Raw genomic sequence first — 15,992 nt, 5'->3', positions numbered from 1 at the left:
CACACCAGAACATTGGCCCACGCAATCCGGAAACCCACTTCATAAGATACGATGTATCCTTTATCACAATGACCGAGAGGAGAATGAGCATGGGAGCAGAAGAAACAAGAGGCGGTTACGGTGGTTACGGCGCATTCACAAGCACAGGAACAATTTTGGTACTGTTCATTTTGTTAGTTATCATCAGCAAAACGATCTTCGTTTAAGCAGACCGATATCTGCACCCACGACTACCATAAGCAGTGAATGTACAAAAAAGGCTAATCCGCAGGCAGCTCAGCTTTTGCTGCTTGCGAATTAGCCTTTACTTTATTCACACAGATATGGGTCACACTTCTTCCTCATCCTGTCCATCCAAACGCCATTTTTTGGCTTGAGTACCACGGAGCAGGAACACAACAAGGACTCCCCCAACCAACGTGAGCAATGTAGACAGTAAGTCCTCCGTTCCTTTTGCCAGAAAAGGAAGCCACAGCACCACCGCAGCCGGCAACGTCAACCGAACAACAAAGTCAAGAAAAGACGCACGGCGACTATGCGCAGGAATCGGATATAACTGAAGCCACAACGAATCCCTGTGATACTGTCTCAAAGAAGTGATCTGAACACCTATGAGGAATATAAAAAATAAATATACGGCAATACCAATCCAGCTAGCATGGGTGATATATATAATTAACAGACCCAGAATACCTAACCGAATGACAATGCCTGCTGGTTCTGTACGCAAGAACGTCTTAAACAGCAGGTAACGATACGCTCCCTTTCTGTTCCAAGGTATGTTGCCACCCAGCCAGGACAGCCAGCGGCGCGGCGTCACTCTCTGTGTAAGGGCAGGCACATCGACAAACCAGCCCAACGTACGCATCACGCGGGCAGCCTGCATAGCCTCTGTGCGGATCAGTTTTTCCCAAGCCACTAGCAGCTTGACCGGCAAACGCAGAACAAGCACGTACACCACGCCAACCAATACGATAAACGGCAAGCTGTGTAACGGAGGCTGCCATAGCCATGCGGCTACCATCAGCACAGCCAGCACCCACCGCAGTAGACGATAGCCTATGCTCCCGCCAACCGATACCATGCGAAGCTCCTGCCAGCCGCCGTAGCTAAATAGCACCTTCAGTAGCACGAACAGCAGCAGAGTCAGTAGCAGCGGCTTAGGTGCAGCATCACTGCGGATATACAACGGCCACAAAATCATGGACAGCAGCAGCAGACCGAATATTTTGTACACCACGCCTCGAATCCGGCTGGCCTTAAAATATTGTGGCATCGCGTACTCCTGGGGACGAAGGAAGACTATATCTGCCGCATTCAAATACGTTCGAAAGCTCGCATGCGCAATTGGAATAGCTACAATAAGCATGATCCAGCGGATGGGCAAATCCGGCGGAATATGCATGAGTAGTGACGTGTACCATGCGGCAAAGGCAATCAGCGCAAAGCCGAAGACCACTGCAAGGCCGCTCTGAATGACATAGCCCAGATAAGGCAGCACCTGTCCCCAGAACGCTAGACGTCTTTCTTTATGCAAACGTTGCAAATCCATGCTCATTCCCTGCCCTGTACCAGCTCATAAAATGCATCTTCCAGCGGCATGCCCGGCTTACCCGCCTGTGCTGTCACTTCATCCAGCGTACCCTGAGCAATGATGGCACCCTGATGAAGCACAATGAAACGATCGCAATAATTTTCAATCGTGGACAAAATATGAGAACTGAGCAAAATAGACGAGCCCGAACGTTTCATCTCCAACATAAAGTCAAGCAGAGAACGAATGCCGAGCGGGTCCAAACCCAAAAAAGGCTCATCGATGACATACAACGGCGGCCCCGCTAAAAATGCGCACATAATCATCACTTTTTGGCGCATCCCTTTGGAGAGATGCATCGACATACTTCCGCTTTTATCCCGCATACGGAACAAATCCAGCATTTGATCACTGCGCGTGCGGAAATCTGCTTCGCTGACTCCGTACGCTCTAGCCGTGAACTCCATATGCTCCATCACTGTCATTTCAGGATACAGCTCTGGAGCTTCAGGTACAAAAGCAATAGCTCCCTGATATACCTCGGGATTCTCATCCTGCTTATGCCCCTGTACGCGAATCTCTCCGGCCTGCGGTGTCATCAGACCCAAAATATGCTTCATGGTCGTACTTTTCCCGGCCCCGTTCAAACCGATCAGTCCCACCATTTCGCCCGGCTTCACATCGAGCGAAATCTGATGCAGCACCGGGCGTTTGGCGCTGTATCCACCAGTCAGTCCGTTAATTTGCAACACAGGCTGTTGTTCCATGGCTCCCCCTCTTCTCCCTTACTCGTTCGGTTTTGATCCTTTTTCCTTCAGCCATCTTGGCGCACCCTTGTTTTTACGATCACGCTCGCGCTGTGCCTTTCCTGCTTTGGATAAGGCTGCTCCTTTGCTCTTGCCTGGAGCTGAACCGTTCACGGAATTCCTGCCTGGACGTCCTGCTTCAGTCCGAACAGGTGTCTTGCGATTTTCCGTCACTGTTCCATTGGAATTGGATCTAGTTACAGATGGCCTTACAGGGACACGTTTGGCATCCGCCGGGCGCGGCACCACAACTCGACCTCCGTACAACGCACGCTCTGCAATATCGATTCCCAGTTCACGAGAAAACTTACGCATGATGAACGTTTCGCGGTCAGTCACAACCGACACTACTAATCCTTTGCGTCCCATACGTCCTGTCCGTCCTGCGCGGTGAACATAAGCTTGACTATCCGTAGCCGGGTCAAAATGAATGACCATTTCAAGGCCCTCAATATCCAGACCACGGGCTGCCACATCGGAAGCGACCAGCACTTTGAGCTTGTCCTCGCGGAATCGGGCCAACACGTTGCTGCGCGTGACTTTATCTGCATCTCCATACAAGGATGCCGTAGTTAGACCCATATGCTTGAGCTTGGCTTCAATTTCCCCAATAGCATTGGTTGTATTCACGAACACCAGCGCTTTTCTCGGATTAAAGTGCCGTACCAGACGGCGCAGCATATCCACCTTATCCCGTTCTTCGGATACAAAGTAGTAATGTTCCAGTCCACTGGCCGTCTTCTGGTCAGGATCAATCCCAATTTCTACGTAATCAGGCATCTCCCGTTGTGCCAGCGACTGAATTTCATTATTCAGCGTTGCGGACAGGAATACCAATTGACGGTCACGTTGGGCAGAGCCCAGTATATTGGTCACATCGCCTGCTCCGCCGAGCTGGAACATCTGATCCACCTCATCGATGACAATCGTTGTAATATTGTGCATCTTCAGCTTTTTCGAAGCGATGAGTTCCCGTACACGGCCAGGTGTGCCTACCACAAGCTGTGGGTGATCCTTTAGCTTTTCGATTTGGCGCTTGATGGCTGCCCCACCAATCAGACCCAGTACACGGATTCCACGATGCTCTCCGTAGCGCTGACCCTCACGTACAATTTGCATGGCCAATTCCTGGCTTGGAGCCAGTATGAGCTTTTGCGTAGCCTTTTTCTGTGGGTCAATCGCTTGTAGCAGCGGTAGCAAATAAGCCAGTGTTTTGCCTGTGCCGGTTTGCGAGCGTGCCAATACATGCTGTCCCTTCATTATTTCCGGTATAGCCTCTGCCTGAACTGGCGAAGGCTGTGTAATTTCATGCTCGGTCAGTTTGTCCAGCAGATCTTGTTCAACGCCGAGCGCTTCAAAATTCGATGTCATGAAAAGGTCCAACCCCTATACGTAAATTCGTTACTCTCCATTATATGCGAAAATAGCCTTGTTACCAAATCACCAAAATAAAAGATGTCCCTCACCACACCTAATGGCTACGGGACATCTATTATTTCTTATTCATCACACCATGCCCCAGCCTGTCGATCAGTCTGGGAGCTAATTGATACAGCTTGAGAAAAGGAGATACCCACTGTGGCAGATTAACCTCCTCCTTACCAAGCTCCATCGCCCTTACGATATGCTGTGCCACCTTATCAGGTTTTAGCATAAACCAGCCAACATTCCGCACATAACCCCCGGAGGGATCTGCCAGCTCAAAAAACGGTGTATCAATCGGCCCGGGGTTAATCGTCGTTACGGTCACTCCACTTCCGCGCAGTTCTTGCCGGAGCGCATTACTGAAACCGAGCAACGCATGCTTCGTGGCCGTATAAGAAGCCGATTTGGCTGTCCCGATTTTCCCAGCCATCGATGCTACATTAACAATCTGCCCACAGTTCCGCTCTGTCATTTGTGGCAGAAATGCCTTGATGCAGCGAACAACCCCCATATAGTTCACGTCCATCATTTGTTCGAACTCTGTCAGGTCGGTCTCATTAAAATACTCAAACTTACCGTACCCCGCATTGTTGAGCAATATATCAACCCGTCCGTATTCTTCCAATACTCGTGCAGCCACAGCCTCTACCTGCTCCTGGCAAGTTACGTCCAGTGGGATCAGCTCGTGCCTGCCGCTGATTCCCGCAGATACTTGCTTCAGTCGTTCCTGCGAGCGCGCTGTTAAAATAGGAATCGCGCCCTTTGCGCTCAACAACTGAGCACAAAGGGCGCCAATCCCACTGGATGCACCTGTAATCACAATTACCTTATCCTGCAATGTACTCATGGTCATCCCTCCACATTAAAGAAACTCACTTCTTTAATATTAAGAGATCATCACCTGAATATCCAGCTCACCGATTCCTTCCACCGAAAGCGGAATACAAAGGGCACGCTGAGGCATAAAAGTGGTCAAGTTTTCTGATTTCATGACCTGCGGAGGGGTGATATCCACGACAATTCCTTGACTGGACAAAATCGTACTCGCATTGCCACTAATCATATTGCCTAATTCCGAAATTGCGCTTTTTCCCATCTCGTCAATTTCAGTCAACACAAATCCGCCCATCATCGCCGATACCATACGTAGCGCCACCTGTTCATTCAGGCCGAACACAATATTTCCGCTAAGCTGTCCAGTCATCCCGATCATAATCCAGATATGGTCGTCCACCAGCTCGACATTTTTCACACCGAGATTTCCGGGTAAAGGAGATACTTGGATCAATTGTTCAATGACCCGTCTCGCCGACTCCAAAAAAGGATTTATCACTTCTGCCTTCACGATCATTGCGCCCCTTTACGATGGGCTTTTAGACACACAACAAAAGTCCCATTTTAATTTGAGTTTTTTATTCAAATAATGCTGTATAACGACTCAACCTGCAATAAAATGCTCTCTCTATCACTTATCGACAGCAGTCCGGCAATTTTTTATAGCTAAAACACAAAAAATGTGAATAATGTCCTATATCTTTACTCCATGCCGAATTTAGACAGGTTAATTTTAAAGTATATCAGGACTTTAGTCTTTATTTCCCAATATACCACACTTTACGATGTACTGCTTCGATTCATTGCCCTTCCTGCTCGAATAACCTATAATCTAATGAAATAAAGCATAACGATGGTTTTACATATAAACAAGTAGATTGGCTAAACTCAGTCTATACAGCTGCGACAAGCTAAAGAAAAGAGAGGAGGAACTTCATGAACATCAGTCAACTTGAAACGCTTATCATGATTTCCAAAACGATGAGCTTCCGTAAAGCCGGAGAACTTCTCAATTTGACGCAGCCGGCAGTGTCCGCCCAAATCAAAAGTCTGGAGGATGAGTTCAAAACCATTCTGATTGACCGCAACCAGCCCGTCACCCTGACCGACCGGGGAGTTGTTTTTTTGGAACACGCCGAGCGCATATTAGAGGTAGTTGAGGAATTAAGACAGAGATTGTACGACTTAAACGAAACACCGCAGGGTCACATTGCACTGGGTACCACAACATCCATCGCCATTCAAATTTTACCGCGTGTGCTCTCCTACTTTCAGGATCAGTTCCCTCTCATCAAAACCTCCATTCAATCGATGGCTTCCTCGATGATCTATCAGCAGGTGGAGAACGGACTTATTGATGTTGGTATCGGTTATCTGATCGAACGTAATCCCAATCTAAGCACTTCAGTTCTGTACTATGATTCCTTTGAACTTGTCGTGTCTCCTACTCATCCGCTGGCCTCGCAACCACATGCTACCATTGAAGCCCTTCGGGAAATTCCGCTCATTCTGCTCTCTCCCGATACGGTAGGACGGAAATTCGTGGACGATGTTTTTAAAAAGCACCAAATCGTTCCCCATGTTGTGATCGAGTTGTCCAGCAGTGAGGAAGTCAAACGGATGGTTGAAATCAATCTCGGGGCTGCCATCATTTCCAGATTGTCAGTCACTTCTGAACTGCGTACAGGCACATTAAAAATGATCCATATTCCCGAGCTGGAAGTTAGTCATCCAGTAGGGGTGATTTATAAGTCCGGCCGTTATCTAAACTCAGCAATGCAGCAATTTTTAAGCGATCTGAAGGGGATGCCGGAGACGAATTTCACCAGTTCTGAATAACGTAATTCGCTATGAACAACATACACAATATAAACCTTGGTTACGAAAGGAAGACAGTCCATGAAATTTGATCTGCACACCCATCATTTCCGCTGCGGTCATGCAGACGGCAACATTCGGGATTACATCGAAGCAGGTATTCAATCAGGCTTACAAGCTATTGGTATTTCCGACCATTCCCCCTTCCTATGTAGCGAAAAGGATCAGGCTTTTCCTAAAATTTATATGGCCAAGTCAGAGCTTGCTGAATATGTAAAAGAGGTGCAGGAGCTTAAGAAGGAATACGAGGGCCGTATTGACGTGCTTCTTGGATTGGAAACGGATTATTTCCCTGATTTTGCTGAATTGTATCGTTCTACTTTGGCTCCTTATCCATTTGATTACCTTATCGGGTCGATTCACAATGTTGAAGGGGACAGCATTTTTAACCGCAACCGTTGGAAAAAACTAAGTGATGCTCGCAAAGTCGAGGTCAAACAAGCCTACTATGCGCTCATTCAGCAATCTGCGCGAAGCGGCATGTTTCAGATTTTAGGTCATATTGACGCCATGAAGGGGAATTTCCCTGCCTTTTCAGACATTCCTGCCGATGAAGCCATTGACGAAACCTTGCAAGTGATTGCAGCATCCAATGTGGCGATTGAAATTAACACTTCAGGTAAAACCAAGCTGAGTGGCGGATGGTACCCGTCTGCTTCTATTTTAGAAAGAGCGCACCATTTTGGTGTGGAGGTTACTTTTGGTTCGGATGCCCATAAGCCTTCGCGGGTAGGCGACGATTGGGAAGACGTAAAGGCGATGCTGAAGGATATCGGCTTCCGGGAATGGGTTTATTTTAAAGAAAAACGTAAAATTCCTGTGGCGCTTTAAAAGGCATGAAAGGTGGGATCGCTGATGCAATGGGATGCTTAGGTATTTCTTTATAGAGTAATAATCCCATTGCAAAGGCGAACACTACGCTTCTCCAGATTCAAATCCTCGCTCTGCTACCAATCGCCTTAAACCGTACAGCTCCATTATCTTAAATAAATAACATCTTTGTGTGAGGAGAATTACATATGCAATTGGAAGATCCTATGGACAAGCTCAAAAGGCTAAAGCATGACATCACGCGCTTTATGCTCATCTATAAGTTTGCACTCGATGAAATGGAAACCAAGATTGAAATATTAAAGCAGGAGTTTCAGGCGTTGCACGATTACAGCCCTATTGAGCATACCAAATCACGCCTTAAATCTCCTGAGAGCATCATGAACAAAATGCTTCGTAAAAATAGCGAGTTATCGCTGGAGGCTATCAAAGATTCTATCAAGGATATCGCGGGCTTGCGTATTACTTGCTCTTTTATTTCTGACATTTATGATGTCAGTAACATGCTTCAGAGACAGAGTGACCTCAAGGTGCTGGAAATCAAGGATTACATCAAGAATCCCAAGCCGAACGGTTATCAAAGCCTGCATTTGCTGATTCAAGTTCCTGTATTCATGTCGGACTGTGAGGAACTAGTCTGCGTAGAGGTGCAGATTCGAACCATTGCGATGGATTTTTGGGCAAGCCTGGAGCATAAAATCTTTTATAAATACAACCAGTCTGTTCCCGAGAGTCTGACACGTGAATTAAAGAACGCAGCGGATTCCGCTAATGCGCTGGATCTGCAAATGGAACGTCTGCATCGTGAAATCAAGGAGATTAAAGATGCCAGAGGTGAAGAAGACTCTATGGAAGAGCTTCGAAAGATTATGATTAATAATCAGCAGATTACAGTACCAGCCAATTTTTTGAAGCTTCTAGGGGAATAATTTGAATCAACTAATAGCGTGATTATTCAAAAATTGAAGAATAGAATCATTGATTAAGATGGGCTGCTCTCTAAGCATATGCGGTCGATGACTACAACCTAGAGCAACTTGATAACGTGAATCTTGGACGCATGAGCATAATTCCTGAAGCTGCTCTTCTGTGGCAAAGTCGTCATGTTCACCGGCGATAAATAATGCAGGGCACGTAATGCGGCTTAACTCATTACGTGTCAATTGCGGATATTGGCGCCAATCCTGAGCGCTCTGACGCATAAATTCCTGCCAATTACCTTGATGTGCTTCCTCATGGCGTTCCATCATTTGATGGATCATTTCATAGCGTTCGTTCTTAATGAGCCACTCCGGCTCAAACTCATCTGCCCCCTCAGGACATGCGACTCCACTACACCCAATGGTGGTAACGGTGTCCTGTATCTTTTACATTCCTTAGTCCGTCTATCTTAATATAAATGAAAACCATTCCATGAGGAGTGATGTAAGTATGAAAAAGGTACTTGTTTTGGGAGGAACGCGCTTTTTCGGCAAGAGACTGGTGGAACGTCTGCTGGACAGTTCCGAGAACTCCATTACTATTCTCACGCGGGGCCACACAAACGATTCGTTTGGTGACCGCGTTCAGCGGATCTGTGCAGACCGTACCGACTCGCAAGCGCTCGCTAAGGCGGTAAGTGGGCAAGTATGGGACGTTGTTTATGATAATATTTGCTATTCTCCAGATGAGGCCAGCGAAGCCTGTCGTATTTTTGATGCAACAACCAAAAGATACATTATGACCTCTAGTCTATCTGTCTATAATCCAAGCCCGGAAGCGCTGACAGAAGGGATCTTTGACCCTCAGGCTTATCTGGTTCGTCAGGGCGGGAAGGACGATTTTACATATCAAGAGGCTAAGCGGCAGGCTGAAGCCGTTTTTATGCAACAAGCTACGTTCCCTGTAGTGGCTGTTCGTTTTCCGATTGTATTGGGAACAGATGATTATACGAAAAGACTTCATTTTCATATTGAACATATTCGTGCAGGCCAAGAAATTGGAGTACCTAATCCCGCAGCCCATATCTCATTTATTCGTTCCGATGAAGCTGCAGATTTTCTGCTTTGGCTTGGTTCTGCTCATTTAACAGGCCCTGTAAATGCTTGTTCCGACGGTACAGTAAGGATTGGAGATATCATTTCCATTATCGAGCAGGTCACGGGAAAACAAGCTGTGATCCAAGAAAAAACAGCAGACGAGCATATGTCTCCATTCGGTATTACACAGTCGTGGTACATGGATACATCCAATGCCCAGTCAGAGGGATACTCATTCCTCTCCCTAAACGAATGGTTACCAGAGCTGGTAATCAGCCTGAACCGTACCTATGAATCATAAAAAAAGAGGACCCGAAGCTTCGGGTCCCAGCAATATATATGATTCAAAGGGGGTCATGTCTATGTTGTACCCAGTCTATATTAAAGTAGTTTTGCAGTTATATTTCATTTTTGTAACAAAATGAAACATAGACAGGATCTGTCCAATCCATATTATCCCGAGTTAAAGAACCAAAAAAAGAGGACCCGAATGATCGGGTCCCAGCAACATATATTATTCAAAAGGGGGTCATGTCTGTATTGTACCCGTCCTGTGTTAGAGTTGCTTTGCAGTTATATTTCATCTTTGTAACAAAATATTCCAATGTCATTTCTAGGCATAATCCCCTTGGGTCATTGAAAATACCAATACACTCGGCACCTCTCCTGAGGGATCATAGGCACCAATGGTGCGCAGCAGGCGCATCTTATTTTTCATAAGCACACGCATAGAAGCCTGGTTATTCTCTTGGCAACGGCTTTCGATCCGCTGGAGCTTCAAAGATTCGAAACCAAATTTCAGCATTTCTCCCACAACTTCTGTAGCCAGTCCCTGTCCCCAAAAAGGCCGATCCAGAATATAGCCCAGTTGTGCCTCGCCCCTTCTTTCATTCCATTGCTGAAAAGAAACGATACCGAGCAACGGTGAGGAGGATCGTTCGTTGAATTCCTCATGCAGATTGCTTTCTCCTGTATTTTTCCGATGCCATTCCACTGCGAAATGCAGGGAATCCAGGGAGTCAGCAGATATTTTAATTTGCGCAACCAGACGCCTCATTCTTGCATAGACTGGCTTGCGAATTCGATTCACATATTGGATTACCAATGGATCGGATAAGATCCGCTCCAGCGCAGGATAATCCTCCGCTCTGAGCTGGCGCAATCGGACTCGGCGAGTGTAAAGCTCCGGCAATCCGAGACGAAGCATTTCTCTGGTCAGCACAATGTTCCCTCCTGCGGATGGATTCTGCTTTTAGCCATGCATATTTCTATACTTAATCCAGGTCCTGAATTCCCCGGTAAATTCCGGTACGCAGCTCTCGAATATAATATGCCAAAGAAGGCACATCTGCCTCCTCTGCTTGTTTTACTGCCAATTCTATATCATAGGGTACACGTACAAACTGAATGGAAAAAGGCGTGAGCTGCTCCTCTCCCCATTGCCCCTCTAAAATGCAGTAGGAAGCCTGGGTGATATCCAACGGATTCCCGACACTCCCAACGTTAAAAAGTGTTTTTCCCTGAAAATGCTGGATAAAAGCATTATGCACATCACCATATCCCACGACCTCTGGAGCAAAAGGTACTTTTCCACTTTCCTCTGCCAGTGGATCGAACATGGCAAGCCTTTTGGCCGACTCATCCCATGGCTGCACACGGTGATACACGCTTTGCGGCGAGGCATGCACCAAGCGGATACGGCGTCCGCTCATTCTGAAATCATAATGAAACGGTAACTGTGCCAAATACTGTACTCGCTCTGCACCCAAACGTTCGGCTTGCCAGCTAAAATTGAGATCATCCGTTATGCTAACCAACTCATCCCAATTGCCTCGAACGACGACTTCACAATGTTGGCGGATAGCATCCAGCACCTCGCACGGGCTAGGCCCTTTGCCGATCAGATCCCCCAAACAAAACACACGGCTAATGCCTCGGGAAGCAATATCCTCCAGCACCGCCTCACAAGCAGGCCAATTGCCATGAATATCTGAAATGACAGCAACACGATCCATCTGAATCTCACTCCTTTGTCCCGAAACGACTACATCTCTACACTACATTCAAGCCAACATTATGTAGTTCCAACATATATGATGAAGATGAAAAAAAGATCATGGCCTATTGGCCAGATTTTAACGTAATGACACTAAGCTCCGGTCTGCACAGCACCCGTATCGGCAAATGTGTCATACCAATGCCGCGGCTGACATACAGTGGCATTCTATCCGTTCCCACATGAAACAATCCCTGAATGTACTTGCGTCCACCTGGGGGCGGCATCGGTGCTCCAATGACCGGCAAACGTACCTGTCCCCCATGTGTATGTCCTGACAATTGAAGATCAAAGGACATTTGTGCCGCCACATCTGCATAGTCCGGCTCATGCATCAGCAGCAGCTTGCACATCTCATCAGGCAGTCCGTGGATAGCACGCTGCGGATTGGGCTTGCCCATGATGTTATCCTCTAAACCGACAATGGCCACACGTTGTCCCGCGCGCTCTATAACCGCATGCTCGTTTCTCAGCAGCGTAAACCCGGTTTTGGGATATAGCTCCTGAACGCCGGCTGGCAAGCCTCTATAATCATGATTGCCCAGAATTGCAAACTTACCAAGGGTAGCGTGCATGGAATCCATAACTGGAACAGCAGCCTTCATAGATACGGAATAATCATCTACAATATCTCCTGTAAAACAGAGCAAATCCGGCTTCAGGCCTGCTATCCGGTCCGCAAGCTCGCTCAGATCCTGCTCATCCATGTGAAACCCTAGGTGCACATCACTGAAATGCACCACCCTAATTCCGTCAAATGCAGACGGAAGGCGAGGGAGAGACAAGTTGAAGCGTGTAATCTCCAAATGATTAGGCTCCCATAAGGAAGCATATCCTCCAGCCAGAAGTGCAGTTCCTGCAGTGGCCAAAGCCGCTTTCTTCAAAAAACGGCGGCGGGAAGGATTGGCTGGCTCATTTGATAAGGAACGCCGCGAAGAACCGGGAGGGATAGCGGCCTCCTGTTGTAGGCCATCCTGACTCTCGCGGCGGATTTGCGGCGTCTTCTTCATTATGCGTTCCCCCTTGCGTTCTGTCCTTTCTATCTCATTTCTCAGATTTCCCTACTGTCCAGAAGCTCTAGCGATGAGTGGATAACCACTGCTCTGCATAGTCAACCAAATCTCGTTGCCTTGCGAAAAAACATGAAGCCTCTCCAATGTTCACCCGCGTAAAGGATGTGGGACATTCCCGCTCAAAATCAAGTCCCAGCTGCTCAAAATCATCCGAGGTAATATTATAATCCTGAAAAGACACCCACGCTTTGGTCCCATCCACCATCATAGGGGCTTGATGCGTGACAACTTCACGTCCATTATAGGCTGTTCGATATTCTGCCAAATGTAAGGAGGTGTTGCTGTCATGTCCGCAGCCCAGCAACAGTACATAGGCATCTGCCTCATACAGCTTTGCCAAGGGCGAATGCTCACCCAGCCCAAAATCAAGCTCATGCGCTTCCAGCAAGCCTAAAGCAGCAGGTCCACGCCCCGCCAGAGAAACGTGCGGATGCCCGCTGCGCACTGTTCCCGGCAGGCCACGGAACGTTTCTACAATGACGCCCATCCCTCCGGTCAGCGTCCAGGGCGGATCATAAGCGGGCATTTCCTCGCGGACCAGTTCCCACCATGACTCATCCAGAGGCGGGTTCATCCAGGTGGACGGATCTGTCAAGTCGTGTGACTGTGTTGGCATCACCAGCGTTCCTTCCCGGCCAATCGCTTCGGTTAATGCGGCAAGAATGGTGGAGGCCCCGCCTGGAACAAAGCGTCCAAAGCTGCGCATTGACGAGTGAACAAGCAATGTCATACCGCTCCGAACTCCCAGCTCCTTTAATCCTTTCATTACATCCGACCTCGTGACAGGTCGATTCGTTATCGGTTGCACAGTCACCTGTCCAGCCTCCTTTTCTCCAAAACGATACACAATACTCTAATTATACCATAAGTGCTGTCCCTCGCTCCTTCCTCCATGTTACCCTCCATCATTCCTGAGCGCAAAAAAAACAGGCTTTCTCCGGTTTGGGAAGAAGCCTGTTTGAGTACAACCTATGGGCTGGCTCTGCTACACAGTCAGCCAGCGCTTGAACATATGCTTGGTCGTTTGCTTGTTCATTTCGGCAATGGAAGTTGTCAATGGAATGCCTTTCGGGCAAGAGCGTACGCAGTTTTGCGAATTACCACAGCCCTCCAGCCCGTCGTCCGTCATCAATGCATCTAGGCGCTCCTCCTGATTCATTTCCCCTGTCGGATGGCTGTTAAACAGGCGAACCTGAGATATGGCCGCAGGTCCGATGAACGTCGTCTTCTCATTGACGTTCGGGCATGCTTCCAGACAGACACCACAGGTCATGCACTTGGACAGCTCATACGCCCACTGACGCTTTTTCTCTGCCATTCTAGGACCCGGTCCCAGATCATAGGTACCGTCAATCGGAATCCACGCTTTGACCTTCTTGAGCGCGTTAAACATCCGGCTGCGGTCAATGACCAAATCCCGTACGACCGGGAATGTGCTCATCGGCGCAATCGTAATCGGCTGCTCCAGCTTATCGACAAGCGCCGCACACGCCTGACGCGGTTTGCCGTTAATCACCATGGAGCAAGCTCCACATACTTCCTCCAGGCAGTTCGACTCCCAGCACACCGGAGCCGTCTCTTTACCTTGGCTGTCTACCGGGTTACGCTGAATTTCCATCAGCGCGCTGATCACGTTCATTCCCGGTCTGTAGGCCAGTTCGAATTCTTCCGTATAGGAACTAGCATTAGGCTCATCCTGACGAGTAACCACAAACTTCACTGTTTTATTCGACTTCACTGCTTGCTCCGACATCTAAATACACTCCCTTCTGTTATTTGCTCTTGGAATAATCTCGAACACGCGGCTTGATCAGTGAAACGTCGACCTCTTCATACGAAATTTGTGGTCCTTCCGGTGTCCAATCTGCAATCGTTGTTTTCAGATAATCTTCATCATTGCGGTCCGGGAAGTCCGGCTTGTAATGGGCCCCGCGACTTTCGTTACGCAGCAGCGCCCCTTTGGTCATCGCTTCGGCCAGCTCCATCATGTTCCACAACTGCCGTGTAAACGCAGCACCCGCATTATTCCAGCGCGAAGCGTCATTAATGTTAATGTTCGAGTAACGCTCCTTCAGCTCCTTGATCTTGTGAATCGTAGCTTCCAGCTTGTCATTATAACGAACCACGGTCATATTGTTCGTCATCCACTCACCCAGCTCTTTATGAAGAACATAGGCATTTTCTTTTCCATCCATGTGCAAAATATGCTCGTACTTCTCAGTCTGCTGATGGACTGCCGCATCAAATACCGAAGAAGCTACATCCTGGGCAGACTTTTTCAAGCCCTTTATATATTCCACAGCCTTTGGTCCAGCCACCATTCCACCATAAATGGCCGACAGCAACGAGTTTGCACCCAAGCGGTTCGCTCCGTGATACTGGAATTCACATTCACCAGCTGCGAACAGACCCGGTATATTTGTCATCTGATTATAATCGACCCACATGCCGCCCATTGAATAATGAACAGCCGGGAATATTTTCATTGGGATTTTACGCGGATCGTCGCCGACGAATTTTTCATAAATTTCAATAATGCCGCCCAGCTTTACATCCAGCTCTTTTGGGTCCTTGTGGGACAAATCCAGATAGACCATGTTCTCGCCATTAATACCCAGTCCATCATCAACACATACGCTGAATATTTCACGTGTCGCAATGTCGCGAGGGACCAGATTTCCATAAGCTGGATATTTTTCTTCAAGGAAATACCATGGCTTCCCGTCTTTATATGTCCAAATGCGACCGCCCTCTCCCCGTGCCGACTCGGACATGAGACGCAGCTTATCGTCACCGGGTATAGCCGTTGGATGAATCTGTATAAATTCACCGTTCGCGTAGCGAACGCCTTGCTGATACACTGCACCGGCAGCTGTACCGGTATTAATGACAGAATTCGTAGTTTTGCCGAAAATAATTCCGGGACCACCCGATGCCAAAATAACGGCATCCGCTGCAAAAGTCTTCACTTCCATCGTACGCAAATCTTGCCCGCAAATCCCTCGGCAGATGCCTTCATCATCCAGTACAGCCTGTAAAAACTCCCAGTTCTCGTACTTGGTCACCAAACCAGCAGATTCCCAGCGCCGCACCTGCTCATCGAGAGCATACAGGAGCTGCTGTCCTGTCGTCGCACCAGCGAAGGCTGTCCGATGATGCTGGGTACCGCCAAAGCGGCGGAAATCAAGCAGTCCTTCCGGTGTCCGATTGAACATAACACCCATACGGTCCATGAGATGGATGATTCCCGGAGCCGCTTCGCACATCGCTTTTACCGGTGGCTGGTTGGCCAGAAAGTCACCGCCATAGACTGAATCATCAAAGTGAATCCAGGGTGAGTCTCCCTCACCTTTGGTATTTACCGCACCGTTAATGCCGCCCTGCGCACAAACGGAGTGGGATCTTTTTACCGGAACCAAAGAAAATAAATGAACGTGGACTCCCGCCTCTGCTGCCTTGATCGTAGCCATTAGACCTGCCAGACCGCCGCCCACGACAATAATGTTGGATGCTGCCATTTCTGCTCACTCCTTCTTT

General features: G+C 48.1%; 17 protein-coding genes. 5 read left to right on the top strand and 12 right to left on the bottom strand.

What is annotated here, in order from left to right; all coding sequences use genetic code 11:
- The first annotated feature begins 89 nt into the window (after positions 1–89).
- Complete coding sequence (locus HFE01_RS27085) at positions 90–206, top strand: hypothetical protein (RefSeq protein ID WP_013372853.1); 117 nt, start codon at positions 90–92, stop codon at positions 204–206.
- Between the two features lie 122 nt (positions 207–328).
- On the opposite strand, the gene HFE01_RS19430 is transcribed toward HFE01_RS27085, so the two are convergent.
- The 5 genes from HFE01_RS19430 to HFE01_RS19410 form a co-directional block, all read right to left on the bottom strand.
- On the bottom strand, positions 329–1,552 hold the full coding sequence (locus HFE01_RS19430) for an ABC transporter permease (RefSeq protein ID WP_029515208.1): 1,224 nt from the start codon (positions 1,550–1,552) through the stop codon (positions 329–331).
- 2 nt (positions 1,553–1,554) lie between these two features.
- The gene (locus HFE01_RS19425; protein WP_016820051.1) at positions 1,555–2,301 is read right to left on the bottom strand and encodes an ABC transporter ATP-binding protein; all 747 of its coding nucleotides are present in this window, start codon (positions 2,299–2,301) and stop codon (positions 1,555–1,557) included.
- Positions 2,302–2,319: 18 nt separating this feature from the next.
- Entirely contained in the window at positions 2,320–3,711 is a 1,392-nt protein-coding gene (locus tag HFE01_RS19420) for a DEAD/DEAH box helicase (RefSeq protein WP_167438352.1), read from the bottom strand.
- A gap of 121 nt (positions 3,712–3,832) precedes the next feature.
- Positions 3,833–4,612 carry an SDR family NAD(P)-dependent oxidoreductase gene (locus tag HFE01_RS19415; RefSeq protein WP_016820049.1) on the bottom strand — a complete coding sequence of 260 codons (780 nt, stop codon included), beginning with the start codon at positions 4,610–4,612 and terminating at the stop codon, positions 3,833–3,835.
- Between the two features lie 39 nt (positions 4,613–4,651).
- Complete coding sequence (locus tag HFE01_RS19410) at positions 4,652–5,110, bottom strand: chemotaxis protein CheX (protein ID WP_167438351.1); 459 nt, start codon at positions 5,108–5,110, stop codon at positions 4,652–4,654.
- 425 nt (positions 5,111–5,535) lie between these two features.
- On the opposite strand from HFE01_RS19410, the gene HFE01_RS19405 reads away from it, so the two are divergent.
- The 3 genes from HFE01_RS19405 (at position 5,536) to HFE01_RS19395 (ending at position 8,237) form a co-directional block, all read left to right on the top strand.
- Entirely contained in the window at positions 5,536–6,438 is a 903-nt protein-coding gene (locus HFE01_RS19405; RefSeq protein ID WP_016820048.1) for a LysR family transcriptional regulator, read from the top strand.
- A gap of 60 nt (positions 6,439–6,498) precedes the next feature.
- Positions 6,499–7,308 (top strand): histidinol-phosphatase, encoded by an 810-nt coding sequence (locus tag HFE01_RS19400; protein WP_017427306.1) that lies wholly within the window; start codon positions 6,499–6,501, stop codon positions 7,306–7,308.
- Between the two features lie 188 nt (positions 7,309–7,496).
- On the top strand, positions 7,497–8,237 hold the full coding sequence (locus tag HFE01_RS19395; protein ID WP_107734710.1) for a GTP pyrophosphokinase: 741 nt from the start codon (positions 7,497–7,499) through the stop codon (positions 8,235–8,237).
- A 6-nt stretch (positions 8,238–8,243) separates the two neighbouring features.
- On the opposite strand, the gene HFE01_RS19390 is transcribed toward HFE01_RS19395, so the two are convergent.
- The gene (locus HFE01_RS19390) at positions 8,244–8,570 is read right to left on the bottom strand and encodes an alpha/beta fold hydrolase (RefSeq protein ID WP_243208221.1); all 327 of its coding nucleotides are present in this window, start codon (positions 8,568–8,570) and stop codon (positions 8,244–8,246) included.
- Between the two features lie 169 nt (positions 8,571–8,739).
- Between HFE01_RS19390 and HFE01_RS19385 the strand changes: the two genes are divergently transcribed.
- Positions 8,740–9,627 (top strand): NAD(P)H-binding protein, encoded by an 888-nt coding sequence (locus HFE01_RS19385; protein WP_107734712.1) that lies wholly within the window; start codon positions 8,740–8,742, stop codon positions 9,625–9,627.
- A 312-nt stretch (positions 9,628–9,939) separates the two neighbouring features.
- Here the strand turns inward: HFE01_RS19385 and HFE01_RS19380 are convergent, their stop codons facing one another.
- The 6 genes from HFE01_RS19380 to sdhA form a co-directional block, all read right to left on the bottom strand.
- Positions 9,940–10,548, bottom strand: a complete 609-nt coding sequence (locus HFE01_RS19380; protein WP_031462155.1) for a GNAT family N-acetyltransferase — start codon at positions 10,546–10,548, stop codon at positions 9,940–9,942.
- A gap of 52 nt (positions 10,549–10,600) precedes the next feature.
- Positions 10,601–11,341, bottom strand: coding sequence for a metallophosphoesterase family protein (locus HFE01_RS19375; RefSeq protein ID WP_044788094.1), 741 nt, complete (start codon positions 11,339–11,341; stop codon positions 10,601–10,603).
- Between the two features lie 106 nt (positions 11,342–11,447).
- Positions 11,448–12,392, bottom strand: a complete 945-nt coding sequence (locus HFE01_RS19370; RefSeq protein WP_107734713.1) for a metallophosphoesterase — start codon at positions 12,390–12,392, stop codon at positions 11,448–11,450.
- Between the two features lie 67 nt (positions 12,393–12,459).
- Positions 12,460–13,269, bottom strand: coding sequence for an AAC(3) family N-acetyltransferase (locus HFE01_RS19365; RefSeq protein WP_107734714.1), 810 nt, complete (start codon positions 13,267–13,269; stop codon positions 12,460–12,462).
- A gap of 171 nt (positions 13,270–13,440) precedes the next feature.
- Positions 13,441–14,208: a succinate dehydrogenase iron-sulfur subunit gene (gene sdhB, locus HFE01_RS19360; RefSeq protein ID WP_013372870.1), complete on the bottom strand. Its 768-nt coding sequence runs from the start codon at positions 14,206–14,208 to the stop codon at positions 13,441–13,443.
- 19 nt (positions 14,209–14,227) lie between these two features.
- Positions 14,228–15,973, bottom strand: coding sequence for a succinate dehydrogenase flavoprotein subunit (sdhA, locus tag HFE01_RS19355; protein ID WP_016820039.1), 1,746 nt, complete (start codon positions 15,971–15,973; stop codon positions 14,228–14,230).
- Positions 15,974–15,992 lie beyond the last annotated feature (19 nt).

Origin of the sequence: Paenibacillus sp. EKM10P, assembly GCF_011800655.1 — a bacterium.
Classification (GTDB): Bacteria; Bacillota; Bacilli; order Paenibacillales; family Paenibacillaceae; genus Paenibacillus; species Paenibacillus polymyxa.
This window is presented reverse-complemented; position numbering and strand designations above follow the sequence as displayed.

What these genes read in the sequence shown, in the direction of transcription:
- HFE01_RS27085 (WP_013372853.1), top strand. Translation starts at nt 90, where the DNA reads ATGGGAGCAGAAGAAACAAGAGGCGGTTACGGTGGTTACGGCGCATTC.
- HFE01_RS19430 (WP_029515208.1), bottom strand. Translation starts at nt 1,552, where the DNA reads ATGGATTTGCAACGTTTGCATAAAGAAAGACGTCTAGCGTTCTGGGGA.
- HFE01_RS19425 (WP_016820051.1), bottom strand. Translation starts at nt 2,301, where the DNA reads ATGGAACAACAGCCTGTGTTGCAAATTAACGGACTGACTGGTGGATAC.
- HFE01_RS19420 (WP_167438352.1), bottom strand. Translation starts at nt 3,711, where the DNA reads ATGACATCGAATTTTGAAGCGCTCGGCGTTGAACAAGATCTGCTGGAC.
- HFE01_RS19415 (WP_016820049.1), bottom strand. Translation starts at nt 4,612, where the DNA reads ATGAGTACATTGCAGGATAAGGTAATTGTGATTACAGGTGCATCCAGT.
- HFE01_RS19405 (WP_016820048.1), top strand. Translation starts at nt 5,536, where the DNA reads ATGAACATCAGTCAACTTGAAACGCTTATCATGATTTCCAAAACGATG.
- HFE01_RS19400 (WP_017427306.1), top strand. Translation starts at nt 6,499, where the DNA reads ATGAAATTTGATCTGCACACCCATCATTTCCGCTGCGGTCATGCAGAC.
- HFE01_RS19395 (WP_107734710.1), top strand. Translation starts at nt 7,497, where the DNA reads ATGCAATTGGAAGATCCTATGGACAAGCTCAAAAGGCTAAAGCATGAC.
- HFE01_RS19390 (WP_243208221.1), bottom strand. Translation starts at nt 8,570, where the DNA reads ATGATCCATCAAATGATGGAACGCCATGAGGAAGCACATCAAGGTAAT.
- HFE01_RS19385 (WP_107734712.1), top strand. Translation starts at nt 8,740, where the DNA reads ATGAAAAAGGTACTTGTTTTGGGAGGAACGCGCTTTTTCGGCAAGAGA.
- HFE01_RS19375 (WP_044788094.1), bottom strand. Translation starts at nt 11,341, where the DNA reads ATGGATCGTGTTGCTGTCATTTCAGATATTCATGGCAATTGGCCTGCT.
- HFE01_RS19370 (WP_107734713.1), bottom strand. Translation starts at nt 12,392, where the DNA reads ATGAAGAAGACGCCGCAAATCCGCCGCGAGAGTCAGGATGGCCTACAA.
- sdhB (WP_013372870.1), bottom strand. Translation starts at nt 14,208, where the DNA reads ATGTCGGAGCAAGCAGTGAAGTCGAATAAAACAGTGAAGTTTGTGGTT.
- sdhA (WP_016820039.1), bottom strand. Translation starts at nt 15,973, where the DNA reads ATGGCAGCATCCAACATTATTGTCGTGGGCGGCGGTCTGGCAGGTCTA.